This is a genomic window from Acidovorax sp. 69, from assembly GCF_002797445.1.
In the GTDB taxonomy this organism is placed as follows: domain Bacteria; phylum Pseudomonadota; class Gammaproteobacteria; order Burkholderiales; family Burkholderiaceae_C; genus Acidovorax.
Window position 1 is genome coordinate 442,862 of the sequence record NZ_PGEP01000001.1, and the last position, 22,139, is coordinate 465,000.

Consider the following 22,139-nt stretch of genomic DNA (forward strand, 5'->3'; position numbering starts at 1 on the left):
GCACCTCGGCGGGCATAACCCAGCAGCCTGGGGCGGTATGGGATTGCTTTTCAGGGAGGGCGGGGGCATAGTGAACTCACGTCAACGGATGCATCCAAGTTCGCCGGGCCGCACCTCTGATCCAGGGCGGCGTTTCTTCCACCGAGAGCCACAGGAGACTTATTTATGAACTTGACGATCAGCGGTCACCACCTCGAAGTTACCCCCGCCTTGCGCAGCTATGTCACGACCAAGCTGGATCGGATCACCCGCCATTTTGACCAAGTTGTCGATGTCAAGGTACTGCTGACGGTAGAGAAGCAAAAGGAAAAGGAAAAGAGGCAACGAGCGGAATGCAACATCCACGTGAAGGGCAGCGACCTGTTTGCCGAAAGCTCCCATGCCGACCTGTACGCGGCCGTGGACGAGCTGGTGGACAAGATGGACCGCCAGGTGGTGCGCCACAAGGATCGTTTGCAAGACCATCACCACGAAGCCGCCAAGCGCGAACTGCACGCTTGATGCGCCAGCCCTGAGCCTGGCACAGCAGCCGCCCCTTTCGGGCGGTTTTTTGTTGCCCGCAGCGTCCAGCTCAGGGTTTCTGCCAATATGTGCATAATTGTTACCCTTGACCATGAACCGACTCGCCTCCATCCTGCCCTCCGCTCAAGTGCTTGTGAGTGTTGACGCCACCAGCAAGAAGCGTGCTTTTGAAGAAGCGGGTCTGCTGTTCGAGAGCCAGCACGGACTCTCGCGCGCATTGATCACCGACAGCCTGTTTGCGCGTGAGCGCCTGGGCTCCACCGGGTTGGGCCATGGCGTGGCGATTCCCCATGGGCGGATCAAGGGCCTGAAGGCGCCCATGGCCGCCGTTTTCCAGCTGCTCAACCCCATCGGGTTCGATGCACCGGATGAGCAGCCAGTGGGCCTGTTGATCTTTTTGCTGGTGCCCGAGGCAGCGACGCAGAAACACCTGGAGATCCTCTCCGAGATTGCTGAGTTGCTCAGCGATTCGGCCTTGCGCGAAAAGCTCAAGGCCTGTGCCGATGCCGCTGAGTTGCACGGCATGATCGCGGGCTGGCAGTCCACGCAAGCGGCCTGAGCGCCCCTGCCCCTACCCCCGCGCTGCGCACTATCACAGGCCTGCCGTGAAGCCCAATGTTGTCAGCGCCGATGTCCTGTTTGAGGAATTTCGCGCCCCCCTGAAATGGGAATGGGTTGCGGGCCTTGGTGCCTCTGAGCGTCGTTTCGACGAAGTGGCCGTGCGCTCTGCGCGGTCAGGGGCCGATCTGGTCGGTTACCTCAACTACATCCATCCCTACCGCGTTCAAATTCTGGGTGAGCGTGAAATTGCGTACCTGAGCAACGCCTCCCCCGACGACTGCAAGCGCCGCATCGCACGCATCGTGACTCTGGAGCCGCCCGTGCTGGTGCTGGCCGACAGCCAGATCGCACCTGACGCGCTGGTGTCCATGTGTGAGCGCGCTCAGATCCCGATGTTCTCCACGCACGAGTCGTCGGCCTTTGTGATCGACGTGTTGCGCGCCTACCTGTCCAAACACTTCGCCGACCGCACCACCATGCACGGCGTGTTCATGGACATCCTGGGCTTGGGCGTGATGATCACCGGCGAGTCGGGCCTGGGCAAGAGTGAGCTGGGTCTGGAGTTGATCTCGCGCGGCAATGGTCTGGTGGCCGATGATGCGGTGGATCTGTTCCGCATCAATCAGACCACCATTGAGGGCAAGTGCCCCGAGTTGCTGCAAAACCTGCTGGAAGTGCGCGGTATCGGTCTGCTTGACATCCGTGCCATCTTTGGCGAGACGGCGGTGCGTCGCAAGATGCGCCTCAAGCTCATCGTGCATCTGGTCCGCAAGGAAACGCTGGAGCGCGACTACGAGCGCCTGCCCTACGAACCGCTCACGCAGGACGTGCTCGGTGTGCCTGTGCTCAAGGTGGTGATTCAGGTGGTGGCTGGCCGCAACATTGCCGTGCTGGTCGAGGCTGCGGTGCGCAACACCATCTTGCAATTGCGCGGTATCGATACCTACCAGGAATTCGTGGAACGGCACCGCCGCGCGATGGAGCGCGACACCGGGCACTGAAGCCCGTGGCAGCGCGCCATGGGCTCCATGGAGCGGTCGCCAGTTAGCGCCGCTCCTTTTCTTCTTGGATTATTTTTGCGCGCAGCTGGCGCATTGCCCGTACAGGGCCATCGTGTGGTCTTGCACCAGCCAGCCCTTGGCCTTGGCCACGGCATGCTGGCGTTTTTCAATCTCGGGATCGTAGAACTCTTCGACTTTGCCACACGACGTACAGATGAAGTGGTCGTGGTGTTGGCCTTCATTGAGTTCGAACACGGCCTTGCCGCTCTCGAAGTTGCTGCGGATCAGGATGCCCGCTTGCTCGAACTGGGTGAGTACGCGGTACACCGTCGCCAGACCAATGTCCGAGCGTTCTTCCAGCAGTACGCGGAAGACATCTTCCGCTGTCATGTGGCGCTGCGCACCTTTTTGGAAGATCTCCAAAATCTTCAGGCGGGGCAGTGTGGCCTTGAGTCCGGTACTTTTGAGTTCGTCGATATTGGTCATGGCATGCTCCTTCGGTGCGGACCTCCGCCGCAAGGTCTTGGGGGGCTGCCGCTACAATGGGGCGATCATATCCTCAGCCCTTTTACCCATGCCCGTCAAAGCCCGTTGCAGCGCCCGTCTGGGCCTGGTTCTGTTGATCGGCGCCAGCATGGCCGCCCTGGCTGGCTGCAGCAGCCTGGATGGCGCCAGCAGCCGCATTGCCGGCATCGTGAAACCCTACAAGGTGGACGTGGTGCAAGGCAACTTCGTATCGCGTGAACAGGTAGAGGCCCTCCAGCCCGGCATGAGCCGCCAGCAGGTGCGTGAAGTTCTTGGCACGCCCCTCGTCACCAGCCTGTTCCACGCCGACCGCTGGGAGTATGTGTTCACGCTCAAGCGTCCCGGGGAAGAGATCCAGACCCGTAAGCTGACGGTGTTCTTCAAGGGCGATGCCCTGGAACGCTCCGAGGGCGATGAAATGCCCACGGAGACCGAATTCGTCGCCACCTTGGGGGCTCGTGGAGGAGCCAAGGGCAAGGTGCCCGCGCTGGAGGCCACGCCTGAGCAGTTGGCCAAATACCCGGCATCCGCGCGGCCTGCACCAGCACCCGCCAATGCTGCGGCACCCGCAGCCACCAGTTATCCGCCGCTAGACGCGCCTGCGCGCTGAACCCGGCGGCCCGGCTGCGCACGGTGATCGTTCGCAGCCCTTCCACCGAACAGGACTCTCATTCATGACCGGGACATCTTCGCCAGCGGCTACCGCGGCATCCCCCCTCCGTGTGGCTGTTGCCGGGGCCTCTGGCCGCATGGGCCGCATGCTGATCGAGGCCATTCGCGCCACCGACGACTGTGTGTTGGCTGGTGCGCTGGACGTAGCCGCCAGCCCCGCCGTGGGCTCGGATGCCACGGCCTTTCTGGGCTACGCCAGTGGGGTTGCCATCACGGCTGACGTTGAGGCAGGCCTCAAGAATGCCGATGTGCTGATCGACTTCACACGCCCTGAGGGCACTTTGGCCCATCTTGCGGTGTGCAGCCAGCGCGGCGTGAAGGCCGTCATCGGCACCACGGGATTTACCGATGGGCAAAAGGCCGAGATCGCCGCTTATGCCCAGCGCACTGCCATCGTCATGGCGCCCAACATGAGTGTGGGCGTGAATGTCACGCTCAAGTTGCTGGAGATGGCGGCCAAGGCGATGTCCACGGGATATGACATCGAGATCATCGAGGCGCATCACCGCCACAAGGTGGATGCGCCCTCTGGTACAGCGCTCAAGATGGGCGAGGTGATTGCCGACGCGATGGGCCGCGACCTCAAGGAGTGCGCTGTGTATGCCCGCGAAGGCGTGACGGGCGAGCGCGATCCGTCGAGCATTGGTTTTGCCACCATTCGGGGCGGTGACATCGTGGGCGACCACACCGTGCTGTTCGCTGGCATCGGCGAGCGCATCGAGATCACGCACAAGTCTTCCAGCCGCTCCACCTATGCGCAGGGCAGCCTGCGGGCGGTGCGTTACCTGGCACAGCACACCACAGGCATGTTCGACATGTTTGATGTGCTGGGCCTGAACTAACCCTTCGACAGCCCATGGACGCCCTGCACTGGTGGCGCCAAGGCGATGCCGTGACGCAGAGTGCCGCGCTGGTGCTGCTGGCGATGTCGGTGGCGAGCTGGGTGGTCATCGCGTGGAAGCTGCGCCTCATGCGGCGTGCCAACGCCGATGTCGTGCGCTGCACGGCGGCGTTCTGGCAGGCGCCCTCCCTGGAGCTGGCCGCTCAGCGTTTGCAGTCTTTTGATCGTGAAGCGCTTGTCCTGCCTTTGGTTAGTGCTGCCAATTCAATAGCGAATCATTCTGCCGGTGGTGTGCCGACCACCTTGGCAACGGCCGGCAGCCTGTCGCAGCAGCTCACGCGCGTGCTGCGCGACGCCTTGCACCAGGTGCTGGGTCGCCTGCAGTTTGGACAGGTGTTGCTGGCCACTGTGGGCTCCACCGCGCCGTTCGTCGGGCTGCTGGGCACTGTGTGGGGCATCTACCATGCGCTCACCGCCATGGCGGGCGCGGGGCAGATCACCATTGACCGTGTGTCTGGGCCCGTGGGCGAGGCCCTGGTCATGACCGCCGCCGGGCTGGCGGTGGCCATACCGGCCGTCCTGGCGTACAACGTGTTCGGCCGCCTGATCGGCCGCATCGAGGCCGATCTGGAGGGTTTTGCGCGGGACCTGCGCGAATTGCTGACTGACACCGCGCCCGCAAGGCAACGAGCCTCCACCTCCGGGAGTATGGACGCATGAGTTTCGGGCGGCTGGAGCGCACCAGCGGGCCCCAACCCATGAGCGACATCAACATGACGCCGCTGGTGGATGTGATGCTGGTGTTGGTGGTCATCTTCATTCTGACGGCGCCGTTGCTGGCCAGCGCGATCCGGCTTGATCTGCCGCGTACTGAGGGCGCCACGCCAGGCGCCGCAGCGCAGTTCATCACGCTGGTGGTCGATCCTTCGGGCCAGGTCTATCTGGATGACCTGCCTTTGTCGCAGGCCGCGCTGGCCGAACGCCTGCGCCGCATCGGTGCCGAGCGGCCAGACACCGAAGTGCAACTGCGCGCCGACGCGGCGGTGCCCTATGGGCGTGTGGTCGAGGTCATGGGCGCGGCCCATCTGGCCGGGCTACAGCGCATCGGATTTGTGGCTGAACCCAGTGCCCCCGGGGTGCCAGCCCTGCCCGCCAAAACCCCCTGACGCCACAATTTGTCGTGGTCGGGTGTGGCCTCCACCGGCCTTCGATCCTGGTGCCAGGCCGGGTCGCAGGCATGACAGCCTAAAATCTGCCGAACGCGGCCCTGCGGCTGCACTCTTCTCTCACCCTGAGTCCCCATGCAAGACAAATACTCTCCCCAAGACGTCGAGCGCGCCGCGCACGACCACTGGACCGCCACCGACGCCTACCGCGTGACGGAAGATAACAACAAGAAGAAGTTCTACGCCTGCTCGATGCTGCCGTACCCCAGCGGCAAGCTGCACATGGGCCATGTGCGTAACTACACCATCAACGACATGCTCACGCGCTACCTGCGCATGAACGGCCACAACGTGTTGATGCCCATGGGCTGGGACGCCTTTGGCCTGCCGGCCGAGAACGCGGCGCTGAAAAATGGCGTGCCCCCTGCCCAATGGACGCACGAAAACATCGCGTACATGAAAAAGCAGATGCAGGCGATGGGCCTGGCCATCGACTGGAGCCGCGAAGTCGCCACCTGTGACCCCACGTACTACAAATGGAACCAGTGGCTGTTCCTGAAGATGCTGGACAAGGGCATCGCCTACCGCAAGACCCAGGTCGTGAACTGGGACCCCGTGGACCAGACCGTGCTGGCCAACGAACAGGTGATTGACGGCAAGGGCTGGCGCACCGGCGCCACCGTGGAAAAGCGCGAGATCCCCGGCTACTACCTCAAGATCACCGACTACGCGGAAGAGTTGCTCGACTTTGTGACCGGCGACAAGCTGCCCGGCTGGCCCGAGCGCGTGAAGCTGATGCAGGAAAACTGGATTGGCAAGTCGGAGGGCGTGCGCTTTGCGTTCCCGCACGACATCCGGGGCGACGATGGCGCGCTGATTGGCGACGGCAAGATGTATGTGTTCACCACGCGCGCCGACACCATCATGGGTGTGACGTTTTGCGCTGTGGCACCCGAGCACCCGCTGGCCGTGCACGCAGCCAAGTCCAACCCGAAGCTTGCCGCCTTCATTGAGGAATGCAAGAGCGGTGGAACCACCGAGGCCGAACTCGCCACGCAAGAAAAGAAGGGCATGCCCACGGGCCTGTTCGTGACCCATCCGCTCACCGACGAAAAGGTGGAAGTCTGGGTCGGCAACTACGTGCTGATCGGCTATGGCGACGGTGCCGTGATGGGCGTGCCCGCGCACGACGAGCGCGACTTTGCGTTTGCCCTCAAGTACAAGCTGGAGATCAAACAGGTGGTGCTGGTCGATGGCGAGCATTTTGATTACCACCAGTGGAACGACTGGTACGGCGACAAGCAGCGCGGCGTCACGATCAACTCCGACAGTTTCAGTGGCCTGGGCTACAAAGAGGCGGTCGCCGCCGTGGCCCACGCGTTGCAGGCCAAGGGCCTGGGTGAGACCAAGACCACCTGGCGCCTGCGCGACTGGGGCGTGAGCCGCCAGCGCTACTGGGGCACCCCCATCCCGATCATCCACTGTGATGAACACGGTGCCGTGCCGGTGCCCGAGAAAGACCTGCCGGTGGTACTGCCCACCGACTGCGTGCCCGACGGCTCGGGCAATCCGCTGCACAAGCACGAAGGCTTCCACGCGGGCGTGACCTGCCCTGTGTGTGGCAAGGCGGCGCGCCGCGAGACCGACACCATGGACACCTTCGTGGACAGTTCGTGGTACTTCATGCGCTATTGCGACCCGAAGAACAGCGATGCCATGGTGGCCGAGGGCACCAACTACTGGATGCGCGACCAGAAAAATGCCAGCGGCGGCAGCGGCATGGACCAGTACATCGGTGGCATCGAGCACGCCATCCTTCACCTCTTGTACGCCCGTTTCTGGACCAAGGTCATGCGTGACCTGGGGCTGGTGACGGTGGACGAGCCTTTCACCAAGCTGCTCACCCAGGGCATGGTGCTCAACCACATCTACAGCCGCCGCACCGCCAAGGGCGGCAAGGACTACTTCTGGCCCCACGACGTGGAGCATGTGCTCGATGACGCCGGCAAGATCATTGGCGCCCAGCTCAAGAACGCGGCCACCAGCGGCGACGGCATGTTGCCCGTGGGCACGACCATCGACTACGAGGGCGTGGGCACCATGTCCAAGTCCAAGAACAACGGCGTGGACCCGCAGGACCTGATCGAGAAGTACGGCGCCGACACCGCCCGCCTGTACACCATGTTCACCGCCCCGCCCGAAGCCACGCTGGAGTGGAACGACGCGGCGGTGGAAGGCAGCTACCGCTTCCTGCGCCGCGTGTGGAACTTCGGTGTCAAGCTGTCTGCTATGGATATGGAAGCTGCCAGCGCAAGCGTGGCAAGCGCCAGCGCCCTGAATGACGTGGAGTTTGGCAAAGAGGCGAAAGCCCTGCGCCTGGAGATCCACACCGTGCTCAAGCAGGTGGACTACGACTACCAGCGCATGCAGTACAACACCGTGGTGTCGGGCGCTATGAAGATGATCAACGCGCTCGAAGACTTCAAGGCCATGGAATCGGCCGGTGCCCAGGTGGCGCTGATCGAAGGTTTCGGCATCCTGCTGCGCTGCCTGTACCCCGCCACGCCCCATGTGGCGCACAGCCTGTGGAGCGGCCTGGGCTACAGCACGCAGCTGGGCGAGCTGCTCGATGCGCCCTGGCCCCAGGTCGATGCTGGCGCGCTGGTGCAGGACGAGATCGAGCTGATGTTGCAGGTCAACGGCAAGCTGCGAGGCGCCATCCTGGTGCCTGCGCAGGCCGACAAGGCCGAAATCGAACGCCTTGCACTTGCCAGTGAAGCCTTCATCACGCAGGCGGCTGGCGCCGCGCCCAAGCGCGTCATCGTCGTGCCAGGCCGCCTCGTGAACGTGGTGGTGTGACCGTCATGCACAAGCGCACACTGCTCTCCCTCGCGCCTGTGGCACTGCTGTCAGCCTGCGGTTTTCGGCTGCGCGGCGTGCCCGAGTTTGGGTTTGAATCGCTCTACATTGCAGCACCCACCAACTCGCTGTTGGCGCGGGAGTTGCAGCGCACGCTGGAGGGCTCGGGCGGCAAGTTGCAGTTGCTGCGCGACCCAGCGTCCATGCCGACGGCCGGCGCCATTCTCGATTTGCTGCAGGAGCAGCAGGAGCGCGCAGTGGTCGGCCTCAATGCTTCGGGCCAGGTGCGCGAACTGCAACTGCGGCTGCGCATCAAGTTCCGTCTGCGCACCCCCACCGGGGTGGAGCTGATTCCTGACACCGAGCTGCTGCAGCAGCGCGACATCAGCTACAACGAAACCATTGCCCTGGCCAAGGAGGCCGAAGAGGCGCTGCTCTACCGCGACATGCGGACCGATCTGGTGCAGCAGCTCATGCGTCGGCTCGCGGCGGCCAAGCGATAGCCTTCTGCCCGCACGGGCCGCGACTCAGGCGCTCAGCGCCGGGCCCTGGCCGTGCGAGGGCACACGCATGAGCGTGCTCTTGCCAAACAGCGACTCGACCAGGTCCACGGCCAGCACGGCCGTGCGGTTGCGCACATCGAGCGCGGGATTGAGTTCCACAATGTCCAGCGATGCCAGGCGTCCGCTGTCGGCGATCATCTCCATGCACAGCTGCGCCTCGCGGTAGGTGGGGCCACCGGGCACCGTGGTGCCCACGCCGGGTGCAATGTCGGGGTCCAGAAAATCCACATCAAAACTCACATGCAGGTGGGTGTGCGCATCCAGCCCGGCCAGCGCCTGCTGCATGGTCTGGCGCATGCCCACTTCGTCGATGTAGCGCATGTCGAATACCTCCAGGCCTTGCTCGTGCACAAAGCGCTTTTCGCCCGCGTCCACGCTGCGAATACCGATTTGCCGGATCTGCGAGGGGTGCAGCGCCGGGCTACCGCCCGGCATGCGGGCCAGCCCGGTCAGTGCCTCGGGGCCAAACCCGCACAGGCAGGCCACGGGCATGCCATGCACATTGCCGCTGGGCGTGAGTGCGCTGGTGTTGAAGTCGGCATGGGCGTCCAGCCACAACACGCGCAGCTTCTTGCCCGTCTCGGCGCAATGGCGCGCCACAGCGCTGATGCTGCCCAGGCCCAGGCAATGGTCGCCGCCCAGCAGGATGGGCAGGTGGCCCAGCTGCAGTTCGGCATACACCGCCTCGAATACACGCTGGTTCCACTCCACCACCTCGGGCAGGTGGCGGTAGCCGTCCATGGGCGGCTTCCACGGGTTGGCTGGGCCGCTGAGGTTGCCCCGGTCAAACACTTGCAGCCCGTGCGATTCCAGCGCCGACTGTAGCCCCGCCACCCGCAACGCCTCGGGCCCCATGGAGGCGCCGCGCGCACCGGCGCCGATGTCGGTGGGGGCGCCGATCAGGCTGGTGGGCTGGGCGCTGCGCAGGGCGGTGGGGGGCATGGTGTGGGGGGCTTTCAGGGAATAGGCGGTGACGTTTCGGGCCGGGCGCAAGCGCTCGGAGGAATTCTCGGGGCTTTGGGAGCCAATGAACAGTGAAAAAGCTGATCGTTCCGTCGCTCCCTTTGTGCACTGTGCGGGCGCACACTGGCAATCTGCGCAATGCCCTGCCAGGCAAGGCGATAAACTTTGCCGCATGCAAGTCGCCTTGGCCCAACTCTCTCAGCATCTTCAACGGGCCCTGTCGCCGCTTTACGTCCTGCACGGCGATGAGCCCTTGTTGCAGCAAGAGGCGGCCGACGCCATCCGCGCCACCGCCCGCACCCAGGGCTATACCGAGCGCAGCAGCTACACCGTGGCCGGTGCCCACTTTGACTGGAGCGCAGTGCTGGCGGCAGGCGGCAGTTTGAGCCTGTTTGCCGACAAGCAGATCGTCGAAATCCGCATCCCCTCGGGCAAGCCCGGCAAAGACGGCAGCGTGGCCTTGCAGCATGTGGCCGAATCGGCCCGGGGCAATGACAGCACGCTCACCATCGTCATGCTGCCGCGCCTCGATAAAGCCACCAAAACCGGCGCCTGGTTTGCCGCGCTGGAGGGCAATGGCACGTCGATCCAGATCGACCCCATCGAGCGCGGCATGCTGCCGCAGTGGATTGCCCAGCGTCTGGCCACCCAGGGCCAGCGCGTGGTGGCTGGCGAGGAAGGTCAGCGCACCCTGCAATTTTTTGCCGACCGCGTTGAAGGCAATCTGCTCGCGGCGCACCAGGAGATCCAAAAGCTCGCATTGCTGCACCCTGCGGGCGAGCTCACGCAAGCCCAGGTCGAAGCCGCCGTGCTCAACGTGGCCCGCTACGACGTGTTCAAGCTGTCCGAATCGGTGCTGGCCGGGCAAACAGCCCGCGTGCAGCGCATGCTCGACGGCCTGCAGGCCGAGGGCGAGGCCGAGGTGTTGGTGCACTGGGCGCTGGCCGAAGACATCCGCGCCTTGAAGCGCGTGAAAGACGCCATGAACGCCGGCCGCCCTTTGCCCATGGCCCTGCGCGAAAACCGCATCTGGGGCCCCAAGGAGCGATTGTTTGAACGCATCCTGCCCAAGGCCAGCGACGCCGCCCTGGCGCGCCTGCTGCAGTCGGCCCACACGGTCGATGGCATCGTCAAAGGGCTCAAGCAGCCCGACTGGCCGCAAGACGGCTGGCAGGCCCTGCAGCGCCTGGCCTTTCAGCTGTGCCGGTTGGCGCAGGCGGCGCGTTAAAGTGACTCGCTGAATTTTCAACCCGTGTTGCAGGAGCGCTGCCGATGCCCCGTCCGATCTTCCGTATCAGCCCCTCCCTGCACGTCGGCCTCGTGGCCCTGGCCCTGGCGGGGTTCTCTGCTGCAGCCCAGGCGCCGATTGATGTCCGCATCGCGCTGGTCATTGGCAATGCGTCCTATCCAGGCGGTGCCGCGCTGGCCAATCCGCTCAACGATGCCCAGGCCATGGGCGCCGTGTTGCGCAAGGTGGGGTTTACGGTGGTGGAGGTGCGCGATGGGTCTCGCGCCCAGATGACCGATGCGCTGGAGCTGGTTTCTGCAGCGCTGCGCGGCAAGCAGGGGGTGGGGATGCTGTACTACGCCGGCCACGGGTTGCAGCTGGACTGGCGCAACTACATGGTTCCCGTGGATGCCAGGCTGCGTACTGCGGCCGATGTTCCCGCCCAGTCGGTGGATGTCAGCGCGGTGATCGCTGGCTTCAAGGCGGCGGGGAACCGCATGAACATCGTGGTGCTTGACGCTTGCCGTGACAATCCGTTCCAGGGCACGGGAACCGGCAAGGGGCTGGCCCAGCAGGATGCGCCGCCTGGAACCTTCTTGGCCTATGCGACCGCGCCGGGCAATGTGGCCGATGATGGCGAGGGCGGCAATGGCCTGTACACCGGTTTCCTGTTGCAGGAGCTGGCCAAGCCGGCGACCCGCATCGAAGACGTTTTCAAGCGCGTGCGGCTGCAGGTGCGCCAAAAGAGCGAAGGGCGCCAGATCCCCTGGGAAAGCACCAGCCTCGAGGACGATTTCTTCTTCAACGAACCAAAGTCGGCCCAAGTCGTCCCTCTGGAGAAAGCGCGTGAGGCAGCGTTTCCGCAGGAAAAGGCGGATTGGGACAAGATCAAGGCTTCACGGGTTGCCAATGATTTCTATGAGTTCCTGAACAAGTACCCCAGCGGCCTTATCAGCGAGACGGCGCAGGACAAGCTGCAGCGCCTCGACACAGCCAAGGTCACGGCAACGCCGGTGCAGGGCCGCGATGCCATCACCCGGCGCACCATCCGGTTGGGTGACACCACGGAATACGTCTACCGCGACCTGCTCACGCAGCTGGAGCAAAAGCGGGAAACCCTGAAAGTCACTTCGGTCACCGATGAGCTGATCGAATTCAATGGCGGCAAGGTGGTCTGGACTGTGGGCGGGGCGACCGTGAAGAACGACCAGGGCCTGGAGTTCGATCCGCCCGTGCAGACCCTGCCCGTGGGGGACATCCAGCTGGGCAAGCGGTGGGCCACGCGGTCCAACTTCCTGGTTCCGCATCGCAACGTGCGTGGCTGGACGGAAGAGGATAGCTTTGTCGTGGGCTATGAAGACATCGAGGTGCCGGCAGGCCGCTTCAAGGCCTGGCGGATCGAAACCAAGATGCGCACCGAGGGGGGGCTGTTCGCGCAGATCACCAACTGGGTTACCTCCGACGGCCGCTTGGTGAAGTACGTCCGCAAAGGTCGCACGCGGGACGGCAAGGATGCCAGCTGGATGCGTGAGATGACCCGCTTCGAGCCCGGGCCAGGCTGAGGAATTCTTGCCAAAATGTGCTCTGGCGCGCCTCCATCAAGTGCTGATTGCTATCAAAAGAGTGGTGAAGGCTCAGGCGGCGTCCACCCCCCCCGCGCCTTCTCCACCCACATCTGCAAATTCGCCACCAGATCCTTCTGGCTGAACGAGCAGCTTTCTTCCGAAAACAGAGCGCTCGATTCCAGTCGGTCCAGCAGGTTAAGCAGCACCTCGCTGTAGCGCGGGGGCAGGGCGGCCAGCAGGGTGGTTTGCTGGCGGGCCAGCGTGCTCAGGGTGGCGGCGGTGTGGTCACCGCGTTCAAAGGCTTGCAGGGCCTGGGTCAGGGTGGTGAGCTGGGTGTGGGCGGTGTCGGTCATGGCCGGGGGCGGTGGTGAGTCGGGCAAGGCTGCAAGGGTAAAGCCAAGTGCGGCAAAATCGACAGATGACCGCCCTCAACGTCGCTGAATACACGCACACCCTCGGATTCCAGGCAAAAACCGCCTCTGCGCTGATGGCCAAAGCGCCGACAGCTATCAAAAACAAAGCATTGAAGGCCTTGGCCCGGCTGCTGCGCGAGCAGACCGAAGCGCTTCAGGTGGACAATGCCCGCGACTTGGAGCGCGCCCGCGCGGCTGGCTTGGCCGAGCCGATGGTGGACCGTTTGAAGCTCAGCCCCAAGGTGCTGGAGACCTGCGCCGAAGGCTGCGAGCAGCTGGCGGCCATGCCCGACATCATTGGCGAAATCCTCGGCATGAAGCAGCAGCCCAGCGGCATCCGCGTGGGGCAGATGCGGGTGCCGATTGGGGTGTTCGGCATGATCTACGAAAGCCGTCCGAACGTGACCATCGAAGCGGCCAGCCTCAGCATCAAGAGCGGCAACGCCTGCATCCTGCGTGGCGGCTCCGAAGCCATTGATTCCAACCGCGCCCTCGCCAAGCTGGTGCAGCAGGCGCTGGCAGAAAGCGGCCTGCCGCAAGATGCGGTGCAACTGGTGCAGACCACCGACCGCGAGGCCGTGGGTCAGCTGATCACCATGCCGCAGTTTGTGGACGTGATCATCCCGCGCGGTGGCAAGGGCCTGATCGAGCGCATCAGCCGCGATGCCAAGGTGCCCGTCATCAAGCACCTGGACGGCAACTGCCACACCTATGTGGATGACCCCTGCGACATCGCCATGGCGGTGAAGGTGGCCGACAACGCCAAGACGAACAAGTACAGCCCCTGCAACGCCAGCGAAGGCCTGCTGGTGGCGCGGGGTGTGGCGGCAGAGTTTTTGCCGCAGATTGGCGCCGTGTATGCCGCCAAGGGTGTGGAGATGCGCGGCTGCCCCGAGTCGCTGGCGATTCTGCAATCGGTGGCGGGTGCCAAGCTGGTGCCTGCGACGGAGCAGGACTGGAGCGAGGAATACCTGGCACCCATCATCAGCGTGAAGGTGGTGGCGGGCGTGGACGAGGCCATTGCCCACATCAACCAGTATTCCAGCCACCACACCGATGCCATCCTGACGCGCGACCACATGCACGCCCAGCAGTTCCTGCGCGAAGTGGATTCGGCCAGCGTGATGGTGAACACCAGCACGCGTTTTGCTGATGGCTTTGAATTCGGGCTGGGCGCCGAAATCGGCATCAGCACCGACAAGTTCCATGCCCGCGGGCCTGTGGGGCTTGAAGGCCTGACCTCGCTCAAGTACGTGGTACTGGGTGAGGGCGAGGTGCGTGGCTGATTTGCTCCTTTTTTCATAGCTGGTAGCGCTTGAAATATCTGCGCTCAAGGCCAATACCACATGAAAATCATCATCCTCGGAGCGGGCCGCGTGGGCCAGAGCGTGGCGGACAGCCTGGTGTCGGAGCGCAATGACATCACCGTCATTGACACCGACGCCGCGCGCCTGCGTGACCTGGAGTCGCGCTTTGATTTGCGCGGCGTGGTGGGCAACGGCATCGAGCCCGCCGTGCTGGCCGAGGCGGGCGCCGAGGACACCGACCTGCTGATCGCCTGCGCTGCGCAGGACGAGACCAACCTGGTGTGCTGCAAGATCGCGCAGCTGATGTTCAACATCCCCAAGCGCATTGCACGGGTGCGCTCCAGCGGCTTTCAGGGCGACGACCGGCTGGTGGGCCCCGAGGGGTTTGCCGTGGACCGCATCATCTGCCCCGAGGAGTCCCTGACGCGCTACATCGGCAAGCTCATCGAGCACCCCGAGGCCATGCAGGTGCGCGAGTTTGCCGGGGGCCGTGCCTGTCTGGTGTCGGGCCGGGCGAGGCCCGGTGCGCCCATGGTGGGCCCCACGATTGGCGAGCTGCGCGAGCGTGCGCCCGAGATGGCCATGCGTTTGGTGGCCATCTACCGCCGTTTTGCCGACGAGCCCGACCGCTTCATCGCCTGTGACGGCGCGACCCGCATCGAGCCCGGCGACGAGGTGTTTGTGCTGGCGGCGCACGAGCATATCGCCAACGTGCTCGCAGCCCTGCACCGGCCCGCATCGCAGCAGCCCCAGCCCGTGCGCCGCATCATGATCGCGGGCGGCGGCGGGGTGGGCTTGCGGCTGGCGCGGCAACTGGCGCAGACGCCGGGGCGATTCAACATCAAGATCATCGAAGACCATGCCGACCGGTGTGTGGAGCTGGCGTCGGCCTTGCCGTCCGAAGTGCTGGTGCTGCAGGGCGACACCACCGACGAGGATTTGCTGGGCGATGAGGGCATCGAAGAGGTGGATCTCTTCCTGGCACTCACCGACGACGACGAGGACAACATCATGTCCTGCCTGCTGGCCAAACGCATGGGCGCGAGCCGGGTGCTGGCGCTTATCAACCGGCGCAGCTATGCCGACCTGATGCACGGCACGCAGATCGACATCGCGCTGTCGCCCGCGCAGGCCATGCTGGGTGAGCTGCTGGCCTATGTGCGCCAGGGCGACGTGCAGGCGGTGCACAGCCTGCGCCGGGGCGTGGCCGAGGCACTGGAGATCGTGGCGCGCGGCGACCGCAAAAGCTCCCGTGTGGTGGGCCGCAAGGTGAGCGAACTGGCGTTGCCGCGCGATGTGCACATCGGCTTGATCGTGCGTGGGCTGCCGGATGCAATGGACGCCACAGGCACCGCCGCCGCCGAGCTGCGCGAGCCCGAAGTCATCATCCCGCGCAGCGGAACGGTGATCGAGAGCAATGACCATGTGGTCTTTTTCCTGCCCAACAAGCGGCTGGTGCGCGACGTGGAAAAGCTCTTCCGCGTGAGCGCGACGTTCTTTTGATGCACCCCCCTGAGTCGCTTCGCGCCTTCCCCCCGCTCTCGCAGCGCTGCGCGCAGCGGGCAGGGGGACGCCGCCAGCGCGGCGGGGCGGCCCTTGCGCGGCGGCCCTCCCCTGGGCTGCGCCAGTATCGACGGCTGTATGCGATGTCGGCTGCCATGGACCAAGGGGGCCCGTCATGACGGACATGTTTCCCGTTCTGCGTGTGCTGGGCATCCTGGTGATGATTTTTTCCCTGTCCATGGGGCTGCCTCTGGCGGTGTCCCTGTGGACGCGTGACGGTGTCTGGCATGTGTACCCGCAGGCCATGGGTGCCACGATGCTGGCGGGCGCATGGCTGTGGTGGCGGCTGCGGTTGTTTCGGCAGGAGCTGCAACCGCGCCACGGCGTGATGCTGGTCTCGCTGGTGTGGATGCTGCTGCCCCTGTCGGCCGCGTTGCCGCTGATGCTGGCGGGGCACCACACCGGGCAGCCGCTGTCGTTCACGCACGCTTACTTTGAGGCCGTGTCGGGGTTGACCACCACGGGCTCCACCGTGCTCGCGGGCCTGGATGCCTTGCCGGTGTCGGTGAATGTGTGGCGCACCTTCCTGCAATGGATGGGCGGGATGGGCATCCTGATCCTGGCCGTGGCCGTGCTGCCCTTGCTGGGCGTGGGCGGCAGCCAGCTGTTCAAGGCCGAGGCGGCGGGGCCGCTCAAGGACACGAAACTCACGCCGCGCATGACCGGTACGGCCAAGGGGCTGTGGGGTGTGTATGCGCTGTTTTCCGTGTTGTGTGGCCTGGCCTACTGGGTGGCGGGCATGGAGCCGCTGGATGCGCTGATGCACATGTTCACCACGGTGAGCCTGGGGGGGCTGTCATCACACGATCTGAGCTTCGGGTATTTCCAGTCACCCCTGTTGGAGGCGATCTGCATCTTTTTCATGCTGGTGGCCAGCTGCAATTTTGCGCTGTACTTCGTGGCCATTCGCAAGGGCCAGTGGGGTGGCTTCTGGGGCGACCCCGAGCTGCGGGCCACCTTGTTCGCCCTGATCGGCGGCGGGTTGCTGGTGGCGCTGCTGCTATGGGCCAAGGGTGTGTATGCGCCGCTCGATGCGCTGCGTCACGGCATGTTCAACCTGGTGTCGATGGCCACCACCACGGGCTATGCCACGGTGGACTATCTGGCCTGGCCTGTGTTTGCTCCGGTGTTCATGCTGCTTTTGTCGGGTGTGGCGACCAGTGCGGGATCGACGGGCGGAGGGATCAAGATGGTGCGCATGCTCATCCTGGTGAAGCAGGCGCGGCGGGAGATGAACCGCCTGGTGCACCCGCGTGCCGTGCAGCCTGTGTGTTTGGGCGGGGGCGTGGTGGACAACCGGGTGATCTTCTCTGTGCTGGCCTTCATGCTGGTCTATGGCGGCACAGTGTTTGGGCTCAGCATGGTCATGCTGCTGACCGACCTGGACCCGGTGACCGCGTTTTCGGTGGTGCTGGCCAGCGTCAACTGTGCGGGGCCAGGCCTGGGCAGCGTGGGGCCAGCGTCTAACTATGCGGTGTTGACCGATTTCCAGATCTGGGTGTGTACGCTGGCCATGCTGCTGGGGCGTCTGGAGATACTGAGTTTCATGGCCCTTCTCACCCCCGCGTTCTGGCGCCGGTAGCCGGCTTGGCTGTTGCTGCCCAGGATGCGACTTGCGAAAACCCGGCCTGACCCCACATCCTACAATTCACCGCAATCGCTTCCCGAGGGCTTCCCATGGTTCCGCATCTCATCACGGCCCTCACCGGGCCGATCAACGAACTCGAACAGCGCATTCTGGACTCGATGCCCGCCATCGAGCGCTGGTTTCGGCTGGAGTGGATGGAGCACACGCCCCCGTTTTACACCTCGGTGGATATCCGCAATGCAGGCTTCAAGCTGGCGCCGGTGGACACCAACCTGTTCCCCGGCGGCTGGAACAACCTGACCAAGGAGATGCTGCCCCTGGCCGTGCAGGCTGCCATGGCCGCCATCGAGAAGATCTGCCCCGAGGCGCGCAACCTGCTGATCATCCCCGAGAACCACACGCGCAACACCTTCTACCTGGCCAATGTGGTGCAGCTGCAGCGCATCTTCAACATGGCGGGTCTGAATGTGCGGGTGGGCTCCATCAGCCCCGAGATCAAGAAGCCCACGCTCATCGAGTTGCCCAACGGCGACACCGTCACGCTGGAACCCGTGGTGCGCACCAAGCGCCGCCTGGGCCTCAAGGATTTTGACCCTTGCACCATCCTGCTCAACAACGACCTCACGGCAGGTGCACCAGGCATCCTCGAAGACATCCACGAACAATACCTGCTGCCACCCTTGCACGCAGGCTGGAGCGTGCGCCGCAAGAGCACGCATTTCAAGAACTATGAAGAGGTGGCCAAGCGCTTTGGCAAGATGCTGGGCATCGACCCCTGGCTCATCAACCCCATGTTCAGCCAGTGCGACGGTGTGGATTTTGCCGAAGACCAAGGCATGGACAAGCTGCAGACCACGGTGGATGCGCTGCTGACCAAGGTGCGCCGCAAGTACAAGGAATACGGCATCAATGAGAAGCCGTTTGTCATCGTCAAGGCCAACAACGGCACCTACGGCATGGGCATCATGACCGTGCGCGATGCCAAAGAGCTGGACGCGGTCAACCGCAAGACCAAGAACAAGATGGCCATCATCAAAGACGGCCAATCGGTCAGCGATCTCATCATCCAGGAGGGCGTGCTGACGCAGGAGCGCGTCCATGAGGCCGTGGCGGAGCCCGTGGTCTACATGATGGACCGCTATGTGGTAGGTGGTTTTTACCGCATGCATGCCGAGCGTGGTGTGGATGAGAACCTCAATGCACCGGGTGCGAGTTTTGTGCCGCTTGCCTTTGAGCACAGCACGCACATGCCCCAGCCCGGCGTGCGTCCGGGTGTGAGTGCACCCAACCGCTTCTATATGTATGGCGTGGTGGCGCGCCTGGCCATGCTGGCCGCCAGTTACGAGCTGGAAGCCACGAACCCCGACGCTGAGGTCTACGACTGAGGCAGGGACGCCCTCCCCCTGGGAGGCTGAGATTGCCGAGGCTGCTGGCCGCAGAATTGCCTGTTAATGCCCAGCGCCCGGCGCGGTATGCCATGTCTGTGCCGGGCTGCCAAGGGGCGGGTTGTTGCATTGCAACATGAGGTGTTGCCTCCAGGCGCTTGATCCGGGGCAGGCGCACAATAGCGTTCCCAAAAGTAACGGAACCCCGTCGACCCAGTGCGCGGGGGTGGTCAGTGCAAAGCTCCAAATCATCGCTCGCAGCGCTCACGCTGGGCGCCATCGGTGTTGTGTATGGCGATATCGGCACCAGCGTGCTGTATGCCGTCAAGGAGGTGTTCGGGTCTGGTCACGTGCCGTTCACACCTGCCAACATCTACGGCATCCTCTCGATTTTCTTCTGGACGCTGACGGTCATCGTTTCACTGAAGTACGTGGTGCTGGTGCTGCGCGCCGACAACAAAGGCGAGGGTGGTCTGATTGCCATGCTGGCCCTGGCCTCGCAGGCGGTCAAGGACAAGCCAAAGTTGCGTGGCGTCCTGCTGGCCGTGGGTATTTTTGGCACCTCGCTTTTTTATGGTGACGGTGTTATCACCCCTGCCATCTCGGTGCTGTCGGCGGTGGAAGGCCTGGAGGTGGTGTCCCCCCACTTCAAGCAGTATGTGATACCGATCACGCTGGTCGTGCTGTTTTGCCTGTTTGCCGTCCAAAAGCGGGGCACGGGGGGCATCGGCAAGTTTTTCGGGCCCATCACGCTGGTGTGGTTCATCACCATTGCCTTGCTGGGTGTGTCGCACATCGTGGGGCATCCGGAAATTCTGTGGGCTTTGAGTCCGCACCATGCGCTGGGTTTCATGTGGGCGAACCCAGGCACCAGTTTCATCATTCTGGGGGCAGTGGTGTTGTGTGTCACCGGCGCGGAAGCGCTGTATGCCGACCTGGGCCATTTTGGAAAGCGTCCGATTCGCATGGCCTGGTTTGGGGTGGCCATGCCCGCGCTCACGCTCAACTATTTTGGCCAGGGAGCGCTGCTGTTGGCCGAGCCCGAGGCTGTCAAGAACCCTTTCTACCTGATGGCGCCTGACTGGGCGCTGGTGCCGCTGGTCATCATGGCGACCATGGCCACCGTGATTGCATCGCAGGCACTGATCACCGGTGCATTCAGTGTGACCAAGCAGGTCATTCAGCTGGGTTATCTGCCGCGCCTCAATATCCAGCACACCAGCGTGCGTGACACCGGCCAGATCTATATGCCGCTTGTGAACTGGGGGTTGTTTGTGGCCATCGTGCTGGCCGTGGTGATGTTTCGCTCTTCAAGCAATCTGGCGGCGGCCTACGGCATTGCGGTGACGCTGGACATGCTGATCACCACCACGTTGACCTTTTTCGTGATTCGTTATGGCTGGCGGTACCCGCTGGTGTTGTGCATTGCCGCGACGGGCTGCTTCTTTGTGGTGGACTTGGCTTTCTTCGCCTCTAACCTGCTCAAGCTGTTCCAGGGGGGCTGGTTCCCGCTCATGATTGGTGGCATTGTGTTTGCCCTCATGATGACCTGGAAGGAGGGGCGCAGGCTGCTCAACGACAAGCTGCGCGCAGATGCCATCGATCTGAGGGATTTTCTGGAGTCGGTCTTCATCAGCCCACCCACACGTGTGGAAGGTACTGCCGTCTTCCTGACGGCAGAAACCGGTGCGGTGCCCAATGCCTTGTTGCACAACCTCAAGCACAACAAGGTTTTGCACGCGCAGAACCTCTTTGTCACTGTGCACAACCACGAAACTCCGTGGATTGGGTTGGACAAGCGGCTGCAAGTGGAGCCCCTGGGCCATGACTGCTGGCAGGTCGTGGTTCACTACGGCTTCAAAAACGATCCAGACTTGCCGCGCGCGCTGGAGTTGTTGCGCGGCCGTGGTTGTGAGCTGGAGCCCATGACCACCAGCTACTTCCTGTCGCGGGATACCGTTATCCCGACCATCGGGAGCGGCATGGCCCCCTGGCGCGAGAAGCTTTTCGCCCAGATGCACCACAACGCCAGCGGCGCGGCCGACTTTCTGCACCTGCCCAACAATGCGGTGGTGGAGCTTGGGTCCAAGATCGAGATCTGAGAATTTTTAATGTTTTTGGCCTGTAGTGCAGGTGACTATTGCATTTAATGCAATCAATATTGTAGCAATTGGCTGAGGTGCCATGGCGTTGGCACGGGCAGGCTGCAAGGGCGTGGTGCCAGAATCCGGCCCATGCAATTTTTCAAAGACCTGAGTCTGTCGACGTTTGTCGCCGGGTTTGTTGCCGTGCTCGTCGGCTTCACCAGTTCGGTCGCGATCGTGTTCCAGGCGGCCCAGGCGTTTGGTGCGACGCCCGCCCAGATCACGTCCTGGATGTGGGCGCTGGGCCTGGGCATGGGTTTGTGCTCGCTGGTGCCTTCGCTGGTTCTGCGTCAGCCCGTGATGGTGGCTTGGTCCACTCCCGGGGCTGCGGTGTTGGCAACGGCCGGTTTGGCGGGTGGTTTCAGCATGGAAGAAGCCATCGGAGCCTTCATGGTGAGTGCTGTGCTCATTGTGTTGGCGGGTGTCACCCGTTGGTTCGAACGTGTGATGAATCGCATACCGATGGAGATCGCGGCAGCATTGCTGGCCGGTGTACTCGCCCGATTTGGCCTGCAGGCGTTTGTGGCCGCCCAGACGGCGCTGCCGCTCGTGCTTCTCATGCTGATGACTTATCTCTTCAGTCGCCGATTTGCTGCGCGCTACGCCGTTGTGATCACACTGGCCGTCGCTGTGGCATACGTGGCCTCGCAAGGGCAGATGGCGTGGTCTGCGGTGCAACTGGAACTTGCCACGCCGGTGTTCACGCAACCCCAGTTCAGCATGGCAGCCGCCGTCAGTCTGGCCATACCGCTGTTTGTCGTCACGATGGCGTCGCAGAACCTGCCCGGCGTGGCCGTGATCCGTGCGTCGGGCTATGACTTACCCATCTCCCGACTCATCACCCTCACTGGGGTGGCTACATTGGTTCTGGCGCCCTTTGGGGCCTTTGCGCTGAACTTCAGCGCCATTACCGCAGCCATGTGCATGGGCCCCGAGGCGCATGCGGACCGCCGTCGGCGTTACACGGCGGCCGTGTCCTGTGGGGCTCTGTATGTGGCCATCGGACTCTTTGGCGCGGTCATCACCGGCTTGCTGACGGCGTTTCCCAAAGAGCTGGTCGTCGCCATCGCCGGTTTGGCGTTGCTCGGAACCATTGGCAATGGCCTTGCTGCCGCCTTGCGTGATGAATCGCACCGGGAGGCCGCGCTCATCACTTTTCTCGTCACCCTCAGCGGCGTCGTGGTTGCCGGAGTCGGGTCGGCCTTTTGGGGCGTGGTTGCAGGCAGCATTGCGCTATTTGTGCAACAGTACAGGCGTTCGATGGCCAAGGACA

At 63.6% G+C, this 22,139-nt stretch carries 20 protein-coding genes (1 of these 20 cut by a window edge); 17 read left to right on the forward strand and 3 right to left on the reverse strand.

The genetic code is table 11. The features are described from left to right. Positions 1-165: 165 nt before the first annotated feature. The 3 genes from hpf (at position 166) to hprK (ending at position 2,084) form a co-directional block, all read left to right on the forward strand. Positions 166-501 carry a ribosome hibernation-promoting factor, HPF/YfiA family gene (hpf, locus tag CLU85_RS02025; protein ID WP_100408833.1) on the forward strand — a complete coding sequence of 112 codons (336 nt, stop codon included), beginning with the start codon at positions 166-168 and terminating at the stop codon, positions 499-501. A 112-nt stretch (positions 502-613) separates the two neighbouring features. Continuing rightward, positions 614-1,081: a PTS sugar transporter subunit IIA gene (locus CLU85_RS02030; RefSeq protein ID WP_100408834.1), complete on the forward strand. Its 468-nt coding sequence runs from the start codon at positions 614-616 to the stop codon at positions 1,079-1,081. 46 nt (positions 1,082-1,127) lie between these two features. Further along, positions 1,128-2,084, forward strand: coding sequence for an HPr(Ser) kinase/phosphatase (gene hprK, locus CLU85_RS02035; protein WP_100408835.1), 957 nt, complete (start codon positions 1,128-1,130; stop codon positions 2,082-2,084). 69 nt (positions 2,085-2,153) lie between these two features. On the opposite strand, the gene fur is transcribed toward hprK, so the two are convergent. After that, positions 2,154-2,570, reverse strand: coding sequence for a ferric iron uptake transcriptional regulator (gene fur / locus CLU85_RS02040; RefSeq protein WP_100408836.1), 417 nt, complete (start codon positions 2,568-2,570; stop codon positions 2,154-2,156). 88 nt (positions 2,571-2,658) lie between these two features. On the opposite strand from fur, the gene CLU85_RS02045 reads away from it, so the two are divergent. The 6 genes from CLU85_RS02045 (at position 2,659) to lptE (ending at position 8,650) form a co-directional block, all read left to right on the forward strand. Next, positions 2,659-3,219 (forward strand): outer membrane protein assembly factor BamE, encoded by a 561-nt coding sequence (locus CLU85_RS02045; protein WP_100408837.1) that lies wholly within the window; start codon positions 2,659-2,661, stop codon positions 3,217-3,219. 64 nt (positions 3,220-3,283) lie between these two features. After that, positions 3,284-4,123: a 4-hydroxy-tetrahydrodipicolinate reductase gene (gene dapB / locus CLU85_RS02050; protein ID WP_100408838.1), complete on the forward strand. Its 840-nt coding sequence runs from the start codon at positions 3,284-3,286 to the stop codon at positions 4,121-4,123. A 14-nt stretch (positions 4,124-4,137) separates the two neighbouring features. After that, positions 4,138-4,842 (forward strand): MotA/TolQ/ExbB proton channel family protein, encoded by a 705-nt coding sequence (locus tag CLU85_RS02055; protein WP_100408839.1) that lies wholly within the window; start codon positions 4,138-4,140, stop codon positions 4,840-4,842. Then, positions 4,839-5,288: a biopolymer transporter ExbD gene (locus CLU85_RS02060; RefSeq protein ID WP_100408840.1), complete on the forward strand. Its 450-nt coding sequence runs from the start codon at positions 4,839-4,841 to the stop codon at positions 5,286-5,288. Before CLU85_RS02055 ends, CLU85_RS02060 begins: the two co-directional genes overlap by 4 nt. A 135-nt stretch (positions 5,289-5,423) precedes the next feature. Beyond that, complete coding sequence (gene leuS / locus CLU85_RS02065; protein WP_100408841.1) at positions 5,424-8,147, forward strand: leucine--tRNA ligase; 2,724 nt, start codon at positions 5,424-5,426, stop codon at positions 8,145-8,147. A gap of 5 nt (positions 8,148-8,152) precedes the next feature. Next, complete coding sequence (gene lptE, locus CLU85_RS02070) at positions 8,153-8,650, forward strand: LPS assembly lipoprotein LptE (protein ID WP_100412326.1); 498 nt, start codon at positions 8,153-8,155, stop codon at positions 8,648-8,650. Between the two features lie 24 nt (positions 8,651-8,674). On the opposite strand, the gene rocF is transcribed toward lptE, so the two are convergent. Continuing rightward, on the reverse strand, positions 8,675-9,652 hold the full coding sequence (rocF, locus tag CLU85_RS02075) for an arginase (protein ID WP_100408842.1): 978 nt from the start codon (positions 9,650-9,652) through the stop codon (positions 8,675-8,677). Between the two features lie 193 nt (positions 9,653-9,845). Between rocF and holA the strand changes: the two genes are divergently transcribed. Both holA and CLU85_RS02085 read left to right on the forward strand, forming a co-directional pair. After that, a complete protein-coding gene (gene holA / locus CLU85_RS02080) occupies positions 9,846-10,901 on the forward strand; it encodes a DNA polymerase III subunit delta (protein ID WP_100408843.1) in 1,056 nt (351 codons plus the stop codon). A 44-nt stretch (positions 10,902-10,945) separates the two neighbouring features. Beyond that, positions 10,946-12,463, forward strand: coding sequence for a caspase family protein (locus CLU85_RS02085; RefSeq protein WP_100408844.1), 1,518 nt, complete (start codon positions 10,946-10,948; stop codon positions 12,461-12,463). Positions 12,464-12,516: 53 nt separating this feature from the next. On the opposite strand, the gene CLU85_RS02090 is transcribed toward CLU85_RS02085, so the two are convergent. Next, positions 12,517-12,819 (reverse strand): hypothetical protein, encoded by a 303-nt coding sequence (locus CLU85_RS02090; protein WP_100408845.1) that lies wholly within the window; start codon positions 12,817-12,819, stop codon positions 12,517-12,519. A 65-nt stretch (positions 12,820-12,884) separates the two neighbouring features. On the opposite strand from CLU85_RS02090, the gene CLU85_RS02095 reads away from it, so the two are divergent. The 6 genes from CLU85_RS02095 to CLU85_RS02120 form a co-directional block, all read left to right on the forward strand. Continuing rightward, positions 12,885-14,165 (forward strand): glutamate-5-semialdehyde dehydrogenase, encoded by a 1,281-nt coding sequence (locus tag CLU85_RS02095; RefSeq protein ID WP_100408846.1) that lies wholly within the window; start codon positions 12,885-12,887, stop codon positions 14,163-14,165. Positions 14,166-14,225: 60 nt separating this feature from the next. Beyond that, a complete protein-coding gene (gene trkA / locus CLU85_RS02100; RefSeq protein ID WP_100408847.1) occupies positions 14,226-15,689 on the forward strand; it encodes a Trk system potassium transporter TrkA in 1,464 nt (487 codons plus the stop codon). Positions 15,690-15,864: 175 nt separating this feature from the next. Beyond that, complete coding sequence (locus CLU85_RS02105) at positions 15,865-17,331, forward strand: TrkH family potassium uptake protein (RefSeq protein ID WP_100408848.1); 1,467 nt, start codon at positions 15,865-15,867, stop codon at positions 17,329-17,331. Positions 17,332-17,426: 95 nt separating this feature from the next. Then, positions 17,427-18,722: a glutamate--cysteine ligase gene (gene gshA / locus CLU85_RS02110; RefSeq protein WP_100408849.1), complete on the forward strand. Its 1,296-nt coding sequence runs from the start codon at positions 17,427-17,429 to the stop codon at positions 18,720-18,722. Positions 18,723-18,955: 233 nt separating this feature from the next. Continuing rightward, positions 18,956-20,824: a potassium transporter Kup gene (locus CLU85_RS02115; protein WP_100408850.1), complete on the forward strand. Its 1,869-nt coding sequence runs from the start codon at positions 18,956-18,958 to the stop codon at positions 20,822-20,824. 132 nt (positions 20,825-20,956) lie between these two features. Beyond that, a protein-coding gene (locus CLU85_RS02120; protein WP_100408851.1) for a benzoate/H(+) symporter BenE family transporter crosses the window boundary here: on the forward strand, positions 20,957-22,139 show its 5' portion. The gene runs 5 nt beyond the window's last position; the window shows 1,183 of its 1,188 coding nt (coding positions 1-1,183); its start codon is at positions 20,957-20,959; its stop codon lies off the right edge, out of view.

What these genes read in the sequence shown, in the direction of transcription:
- dapB (WP_100408838.1), top strand. Translation starts at nt 3,284, where the DNA reads ATGACCGGGACATCTTCGCCAGCGGCTACCGCGGCATCCCCCCTCCGT.
- CLU85_RS02060 (WP_100408840.1), top strand. Translation starts at nt 4,839, where the DNA reads ATGAGTTTCGGGCGGCTGGAGCGCACCAGCGGGCCCCAACCCATGAGC.
- trkA (WP_100408847.1), top strand. Translation starts at nt 14,226, where the DNA reads ATGAAAATCATCATCCTCGGAGCGGGCCGCGTGGGCCAGAGCGTGGCG.
- CLU85_RS02045 (WP_100408837.1), top strand. Translation starts at nt 2,659, where the DNA reads ATGCCCGTCAAAGCCCGTTGCAGCGCCCGTCTGGGCCTGGTTCTGTTG.
- leuS (WP_100408841.1), top strand. Translation starts at nt 5,424, where the DNA reads ATGCAAGACAAATACTCTCCCCAAGACGTCGAGCGCGCCGCGCACGAC.
- CLU85_RS02090 (WP_100408845.1), bottom strand. Translation starts at nt 12,819, where the DNA reads ATGACCGACACCGCCCACACCCAGCTCACCACCCTGACCCAGGCCCTG.
- rocF (WP_100408842.1), bottom strand. Translation starts at nt 9,652, where the DNA reads ATGCCCCCCACCGCCCTGCGCAGCGCCCAGCCCACCAGCCTGATCGGC.
- gshA (WP_100408849.1), top strand. Translation starts at nt 17,427, where the DNA reads ATGGTTCCGCATCTCATCACGGCCCTCACCGGGCCGATCAACGAACTC.
- CLU85_RS02055 (WP_100408839.1), top strand. Translation starts at nt 4,138, where the DNA reads ATGGACGCCCTGCACTGGTGGCGCCAAGGCGATGCCGTGACGCAGAGT.
- CLU85_RS02095 (WP_100408846.1), top strand. Translation starts at nt 12,885, where the DNA reads ATGACCGCCCTCAACGTCGCTGAATACACGCACACCCTCGGATTCCAG.
- CLU85_RS02030 (WP_100408834.1), top strand. Translation starts at nt 614, where the DNA reads ATGAACCGACTCGCCTCCATCCTGCCCTCCGCTCAAGTGCTTGTGAGT.
- holA (WP_100408843.1), top strand. Translation starts at nt 9,846, where the DNA reads ATGCAAGTCGCCTTGGCCCAACTCTCTCAGCATCTTCAACGGGCCCTG.
- hpf (WP_100408833.1), top strand. Translation starts at nt 166, where the DNA reads ATGAACTTGACGATCAGCGGTCACCACCTCGAAGTTACCCCCGCCTTG.
- fur (WP_100408836.1), bottom strand. Translation starts at nt 2,570, where the DNA reads ATGACCAATATCGACGAACTCAAAAGTACCGGACTCAAGGCCACACTG.
- CLU85_RS02105 (WP_100408848.1), top strand. Translation starts at nt 15,865, where the DNA reads ATGACGGACATGTTTCCCGTTCTGCGTGTGCTGGGCATCCTGGTGATG.
- CLU85_RS02085 (WP_100408844.1), top strand. Translation starts at nt 10,946, where the DNA reads ATGCCCCGTCCGATCTTCCGTATCAGCCCCTCCCTGCACGTCGGCCTC.
- lptE (WP_100412326.1), top strand. Translation starts at nt 8,153, where the DNA reads ATGCACAAGCGCACACTGCTCTCCCTCGCGCCTGTGGCACTGCTGTCA.